Origin of the sequence: Mycobacterium helveticum, assembly GCF_007714205.1 — a bacterium.
In the GTDB taxonomy this organism is placed as follows: Bacteria; Actinomycetota; Actinomycetes; order Mycobacteriales; family Mycobacteriaceae; genus Mycobacterium; species Mycobacterium helveticum.
In genome coordinates this window covers 38792-45323 of sequence record NZ_VMQU01000034.1, presented here as the reverse complement: position 1 = coordinate 45323, position 6532 = coordinate 38792, and the positions used below count along the sequence as shown (strand labels likewise).

Genomic DNA, 6532 nt, shown 5'->3' with positions numbered 1-6532 from the left:
GATTCGGCCAACGCCCGCCCCATGTCTTCCACGCTCACTCGCAGCACCGAGGGGTCGCTGCGCACCAGCTGGTCAAGTTCTGCCGGGCTGGGAGCTGTTATGCGTGGCGAGCGGATGCGGGTGGTGGGCGTTGACCAGGTGCGTGTTGGCCGCCCGCAGCGCCTGTTGGCGCGGGTACCACTGTGGGGTCCAGGCGAGCGCGTTTTCGGAGACGGCGGAGGCGTCGGCCATCCCGGCATAGCCGGGGTTGCAGGCGTACGTGATGACGGCGACGCCGAGTCGGTTGCGCCGGCGGCGGTTGAAGCCGGCCAGCCACTCAGCCGGGCCGGCTCCGGACCGGGCAGGGAGCTGACCGGCATCTCATCTCCTAACGGGCCGCGGTTCGGGGCGCCTCGCAAGGATGCTGACCAGAGTCAACGTAGGCGGGCAAGCGTCTTGGGGCGACGCCCGTAAGGGGATCCGTTCCGGGCTGAGCGGGAAAACCCGTTGCGCGACGTCCTGTGATGAGTCAGAATATTGACCTATGGCCGAAGTTGTGCCGTTCTCCGAAGCGAAGGCCCACCTGTCCGAACTGGCCGAACGCGTCGAACTTGAACACGCGCGTGTCCTCGTCACACGCAACGGACGGCCGTCATTCGTACTGATGAGCCCCGACGACCTCGACGCACTCGAAGAGACACTCGACATCCTGCGGGACCCCGAGCTTGTCGCCTCGCTGAAGCGGTCGCAGGAAGAGGCTGCTCAGGGTAGTTCGCTGCCTTTGCCGTCTGCGTGAGTTCTCCGTCCGCGGACCCATACGATCTACGCATCACTGCTGAGGGACTCCGTCACCTGAACCGTCTCCCTACCAAGATCCGCGACGCGGCGCTGGCCACCCTACATGGCCCGATCCGCGAAAACCCGCGCCGGCTCGGCAAGACCCTCGTCGGCGAACTCGCCGGCTTGTTCTCGGCGCGACAAGGCGACTATCGGATCATTTACAGCATCGATGACACAGCCAAGATCGTCATCGTGCACGGGATTCAGCATCGAGCGTCGGTGTACCGCCGACGATGACTTGGGTCTGCGCGCCCGCTGCACCTGCTGTGCTCATCAAGGACGCCGACGCGCTGACGCGGGCGTAGAGTGGCCGAGTTGGACACCTATCGGCGCCTGGCCGACGGCTCCCCGATCGGCGACGTTCTCGCGCAGTTCGACGCGGAGGTCCTTGCCGCGCGCGGGGTGCCCGCGCGCGGCGATGGCAGCGAGGGCGCGTTGCTGTTGCCGCCCGGTTACCTGGCCGGGCTCGGCGTCGAGGCCGGCGATGTCCTCGGGTTGCGGGTCACCGCGTGCGGGTTCGAGGTCACGACGGTGGCACAGCCGGCTCCCTGTGATGTCGGCGCGGCGTTGGCCGCCCTGCTCGAGGAGCAGCCCCAGCGGCCCGAGATGCTCGACAACGCGGTGTGGACGGTGTGTGCCGACGACGAGGGACTGTTCCGGGAGCCGGCGGCGCCGTTGGGTGAGCTGCTCGCGGCGAGCGGGCTGGCCTGTGAGGGCGACTGGATCGCCTGTGCCGGTTTCGATTTCGCCGAGTGGCGACTGAACGCCCGGATCGAGTCGATCAAAGAGCGCTACGAGCTCGACGACGACGAGGCCCTGGCTGTGCTGGCCGTCGTGGGGATCTACGAGCAGACCCTCGATCTGGTCGAGGCCATGCAGAGCGCGGAGACCGCGCCGCCCGCGGATGACGAGGTGGCATTGGACCTCGACAAGGAGATCGCCGCCGCCGCGCTGCAGCCGCTGGCCGAGCCCGCCGTGGCGGCGGCCGCGCTGGACGAGATGCACGTGCACGACGACCAATCCGCCGCCGCGCTGGGTGTTTTCGCCGGGACGGCGGAGCCGCTGGCGTCGCGCGCGGCGCGGCCGGCGTTGCGCTGGATGCGGGCCAAGGCGCTCGAGGCGCTCGGCGACTGCGAGGAAGCGGAAGCGACGCTGCATGCCGCCGAATCGCTGGACCCGTCGTGGCCGCTGACCCTGCTGTCGTTGGCCCGCTATGCCGGCGACCGCGGCGACGCCGAGCGCGGCCTGGCGCTGCTGCGCCGCGCGGGGGCGCCCGACGACGACGACTTGGTGCAGCTGTTCGAGCGGTTCCGCCCGGCGCTCCGTGCCGGCCTGGGCCGCAACGAGCGCTGCTGGTGCGGGTCGGGCCGCAAATACAAGGCGTGCCACCTCAACCGCGAGCAGTTGCCGCTCGAGCAGCGGGCCGCGTGGCTGTACCAGAAGGCCGCCACCGATCTCATCGACAGCCCGTTCGGGTCCGTGTTCGTCGACGCCGCCGAGGCCCGGGCGCGGTACGGGGACTCCTCCGAGGCGCTCGTCGCCGCGTTCGGCGATCCGCTGGTCTGCGATGCGGTGCTCTTCGAGGGCGGGGCGTTCGCCGAGTTCCTCGACACGCGCGGGTTCCTCTTGCCCGACGACGAGCGCGCGCTGGCCGAGCAGTGGCTGCTGGTGCGGCGTTCGGTGCACGAGGTGCTCGACGTGTCACCCGGCCAGGGATTCACGCTGCGCGACGTGCGCACCGGCGACGTGCGCGAGGTGCGCGAGCGCACCGCCAGCGCGCGGGTGCGGGTGGGCGAATACTATTGCGCCCGCGTCGTTCCCGTGGGGGAGACGATGCAGGTATTCGGTGGGATGGAGCCGGTGTCACCGGGCGAGCGGGACGGGCTGATCGCGTTGCTCGACGACGAGCCGGCCCGGTGGAGCTCGTCGCGGCCCTGTCGCGACGGTTCGCTCCGCCGGTACGGTAGCCGAGGCGGCTCGCGGGTTGGCCGGGACCGTCGCCGACCGCTGCCTTGATCGGGTCTACGAGTCTTCCAGGTGGAAGCCTACTTTCATGGTCACCTGGTAGTGGCCGACGGCTTCGTCCTCCAGGTGGCCACGAATCGACTCCACTTCGAACCAATCCAGGTTGCGTATCGTCTGCGCAGCTCGCGCCAGGCCGCTGCGGATAGCCGCGTCGACGCCCTCGGGTGAACTTCCGACTATCTCGATCACGCGGTAGGTGTGATTGTTCATCGCTTCACCCTCGCACTGGCCGGGGCGTGACGAGCGGCCGGGTCGCGATCATGGCCCGGGGGATCGGTCGCCAGGGCCGGTGCACGGATCGACCGTTCGACAGTTGCTCGCGGGTGGATGAAGAGTTTGCCGATTCGGGTCCGAGAAAGAGGCGGTTCGCAGTACGCTTCCTGGCGACTGTGGTGGGGGTCCGTCGTGATCCCGGTGATTGCGGCAGAAAGAGGGGGAGAAGTGAACCGCCTCCTCGGGCTACGTCGGCGCGCAGGGTTGAGAGTCGGGGGACGCGTATCGGCGCCGACTGACCAGGAACGCCAGAGTTCCTCGGGCTCGGGTCCTGCGTTGGCCGCTGCGGGGCCCTCTGGCCGATTTATCCGTTTTCTCAACCTGTTTGGGCACCCGCAAGCTTTTGGCGCGATCGTCGTGCTGGCGGCACTGGCCGTCGTGCCCACGTTGTGGATCGGCTTTTACGCGGATGATTACAGTTTGATCGTCGAAATCGAGCATAAGGTGCCGTCTCTGGCGCACCGGTCTCCGCTCGACCTTTATCATTTTGCTTCCGACCGCACCGAGGTCGAACGCCAGATTCGGGACGGGCCGGCTCCGTGGTTCAGCGATCCCGGTTCGACGATGCACTTCTGCCGGCCGCTGACGAGTCTCATATTTGCTCTCGATCACAGTCTTTGGCGTTACCACGCGGTGGGCTACCACATCACCTCGGTATTGCTCTACGTCGGACTTGTGCTGTGCGTAGGCCTGTTTTTCCGCGTCGCTCTCGGCGTGCGCCGGCCAGGACCGTCGGCGGTGACGGCGACGCTGGCAACGCTGCTCTTTGCCGTTGACCCGCATCATGTGATGCCCGCCGACTGGATCTCGTCCCGCCACTTCGTGGTCGCGGCCATCCCGGCGGTGCTCGGTCTCGCCGCCCACGTGCGGTTCGTTCGCGACGGTTGGAAGCCGGGATTCTGGCTGGGCCCGTTCGGCGTCATGGTGGCCTTGCTCGGCAGCGAGGCGGGTGTGGGCGCTGTTGTTTACTGGCTGGCTTTTGACGCGTTCGGCCCGGCACGGCCCGAACGGTCGTCGCCCCGCTCTCGCCTGCTCTCGAGCATGCCGGTAATTGCGATCACCGCGGTTTATCTAGGCGTCTATACCCTCTTCGGCTTTGGTTCACGCGGCGGAGCATATTTCGATCCCACCAAAGAACCAATCGGTTTCTTGCGTGCCGCCGCTCAGCGGGTCCCCATGCTGGTGGGTATCGCGTTGTCGGGGATTCCCGAGGCGGCCCCGGCGGTTCCGACGGCGCTTTTTATTGTGCTTGGATTTGGCGCCGCGCTTATTGCGTTTGCGCTCTATCGGCTCGCGCGGCCAGCTATTTGCGATGCGGAGAAAGCCGCGCTGCGGTGGTTGCTCCCGGGAGCGGTGTTCTCGTTGGTGCTGACAGCTGGTCCTCCCAGTGCGCGGCTGATGCTGCTCCCGAGCATCGCGAGCGCGTTGTTGGTCGCCATCTTGATCTACGGCGGCAGCCGGCACCTCGCCACCGCACGCCCGAAATCGGCACTGCGCGCTGGACGGTCGTTTCTCGTTGGGGTACACCTCGTCCTGGCCCCGCTGGTGTTCGTGGTGGCCACCACGCAACTCGCCGATAGTGCTCGCGAGGAACGCGATGCCTTCGTCGGGGCCGAGTTCGATCATTCGGCAACCCAGCATGTGATCGTTCTGGCGGCCCCAGACATGCAACCGTTCTACGCCGGTACGGTCGCTCAGGCGCTCCAGCCGCGGGCGTTGAGTGGCTGGCATATCTTATCTATCAGCGACAGCGACCTTCGCTTTACCCGCACCGGTGTGGCCAGCTTCCGGCTCGACATTGTCGGCGGTGCACGTGGACGCAATAAAGCGTGGGATTCGCTCCGCGTGTCCCCCCGAGTTGGTCACCGCGTGGAACTCACCGGTGCTGCGGTGACCGTCCGCACCGTCGAGGGTCGTCTGCCGACATCCCTTGACGTGACGGTCGATGTCCCTCTCGATAGCCCCGGCCTCGCATTCGTGATCTGGCGTCACGGCCGCCTCGTCCGGTTTGTCCCGCCTCCGGTAGGGGGCAGCGTCGAAGTTCCTGGGAGCCTAACGCAGCCTAATTTCTCAGAGACGTCCCCGTGACGGGCCATGTATCCACGAGGTGCGTCCCAACCACTGTCGCCCACCGCACCCGACTATCGCGTCAACTCCGCGCAAAAACACCAGCCGCCTAGACCCCATCGACGTCGAGGCCGGGAGCAGCCATCGTGCGGTAGCCGATCGCAGACCCCGCCCGGCCCGCCTTTTCGACTTTTCGCGTGCGCGGTAGGGTTGTGATTCCTAAGCTGCACGCAGGGATGGTCTTTGTAGTGTTGCAGCTCGACGGTAGGTATTGAACAAAGCTCGTCGGAGGCCCTACTTTGGAAGTGTGCAAACACACGAAAGGATTAAGCGTGGTATCGGGAAAATCTGAAAACTCGTTGGAATTCACCGCGCACAACATTCGCCTCGACGACGGAACTTTCACGAAACCCGATTCAGCCACTTCAATGGTAGATCATCCGTGGTTCATATCGGCGCGCGGAATCCTGGAAACCGTCTTCCCTGGGGATAAAAGTCGACTCCGCTTGGCCGATGTGGGTTGCTTGGAAGGTGGGTTCGCTGTTGAGTTCGCACGCATGGGGTTCCAGGTTCTTGGTATTGAGGTGCGTGAATTGAATATCGCGGCGTGCAACTATGTCAAGTCAAAGACTGACTTGCCGAACTTGGCGTTTATCCAAGATAACGCCTTGAATATAGCCGAGCACGGCACTTTCGATGCTGTTTTCTGCTGTGGTCTGCTGTATCACCTTGATCGCCCTAAGAAGTACCTGGAAACGCTTTCAGCTGTAACGAAAAAGCTTCTGATTCTGCAGACACATTTTTCTCTTATCAGCCGGAACGATAGGAGATTTAGGTTGCCGACGAATATGTTGACAGACAAGCTACTGAGAAGGCCCGAGTCCACGAAGTACTCGCTTTCGCCGCCCAGCGAAAATGAGGGCCTTCCTGGAAGGTGGTATACGGAATTCTCCAACGAGCGATCATTCGACAAGAGGGAAACTGCGAAATGGTCGTCGTGGGACAATCGCCGGTCTTTCTGGGTTCAACGCGAACACTTACTTCAGGCGATTCGGGACGCTGGCTTTGACCTCGTGATGGAAGAATATGGTAATTTGCGACCAAACATTGCAGAATGTTTGGTCGGGGGGGCCTATCAAGCAAATCTTCGGGGGACTTTCATCGGTATCAAGACCTACAGTTCACCATAACCGCCGAAGTAGCTCGGCGTGTTATCTGAACCGCGGCGGAGTGGCTCTCGACGCTTCGGCATCACAGGGGCCACAGATCGTCAACAACCTGATACGGCCGTGCACTACCGCCACGCCCGATGAGCGTATTCGGCTACTCCCAACTGCCAGATTGGAAG

General features: G+C 64.6%; 7 protein-coding genes. 5 read left to right on the top strand and 2 right to left on the bottom strand.

What is annotated here, in order from left to right:
• Positions 1 to 72 precede the first annotated feature (72 nt).
• Positions 73 to 312, bottom strand: a complete 240-nt coding sequence (locus FPZ47_RS30610) for a Tn3 family transposase (RefSeq protein ID WP_210419869.1) — start codon at positions 310 to 312, stop codon at positions 73 to 75.
• 211 nt (positions 313 to 523) lie between these two features.
• Between FPZ47_RS30610 and FPZ47_RS10350 the strand changes: the two genes are divergently transcribed.
• From FPZ47_RS10350 to FPZ47_RS10340, 3 genes are all read left to right on the top strand, one after another.
• On the top strand, positions 524 to 775 hold the full coding sequence (locus tag FPZ47_RS10350; protein WP_144950844.1) for a type II toxin-antitoxin system Phd/YefM family antitoxin: 252 nt from the start codon (positions 524 to 526) through the stop codon (positions 773 to 775).
• Positions 772 to 1056, top strand: a complete 285-nt coding sequence (locus tag FPZ47_RS10345; protein ID WP_210419867.1) for a type II toxin-antitoxin system RelE family toxin — start codon at positions 772 to 774, stop codon at positions 1054 to 1056. Before FPZ47_RS10350 ends, FPZ47_RS10345 begins: the two co-directional genes overlap by 4 nt.
• A 78-nt stretch (positions 1057 to 1134) precedes the next feature.
• Positions 1135 to 2835, top strand: coding sequence for an SEC-C domain-containing protein (locus tag FPZ47_RS10340; protein WP_144950845.1), 1701 nt, complete (start codon positions 1135 to 1137; stop codon positions 2833 to 2835).
• Positions 2836 to 2841: 6 nt separating this feature from the next.
• On the opposite strand, the gene FPZ47_RS10335 is transcribed toward FPZ47_RS10340, so the two are convergent.
• Positions 2842 to 3054 carry a dodecin gene (locus FPZ47_RS10335; protein WP_144950847.1) on the bottom strand — a complete coding sequence of 71 codons (213 nt, stop codon included), beginning with the start codon at positions 3052 to 3054 and terminating at the stop codon, positions 2842 to 2844.
• 339 nt (positions 3055 to 3393) lie between these two features.
• On the opposite strand from FPZ47_RS10335, the gene FPZ47_RS10330 reads away from it, so the two are divergent.
• Positions 3394 to 5205, top strand: coding sequence for a hypothetical protein (locus tag FPZ47_RS10330; RefSeq protein WP_144950849.1), 1812 nt, complete (start codon positions 3394 to 3396; stop codon positions 5203 to 5205).
• Positions 5206 to 5516: 311 nt separating this feature from the next.
• On the top strand, positions 5517 to 6374 hold the full coding sequence (locus tag FPZ47_RS10325) for a class I SAM-dependent methyltransferase (protein WP_246133358.1): 858 nt from the start codon (positions 5517 to 5519) through the stop codon (positions 6372 to 6374).
• Positions 6375 to 6532: the final 158 nt, after the last annotated feature.

What these genes read in the sequence shown, in the direction of transcription:
- FPZ47_RS10350 (WP_144950844.1), top strand. Translation starts at nt 524, where the DNA reads ATGGCCGAAGTTGTGCCGTTCTCCGAAGCGAAGGCCCACCTGTCCGAA.
- FPZ47_RS10335 (WP_144950847.1), bottom strand. Translation starts at nt 3,054, where the DNA reads ATGAACAATCACACCTACCGCGTGATCGAGATAGTCGGAAGTTCACCC.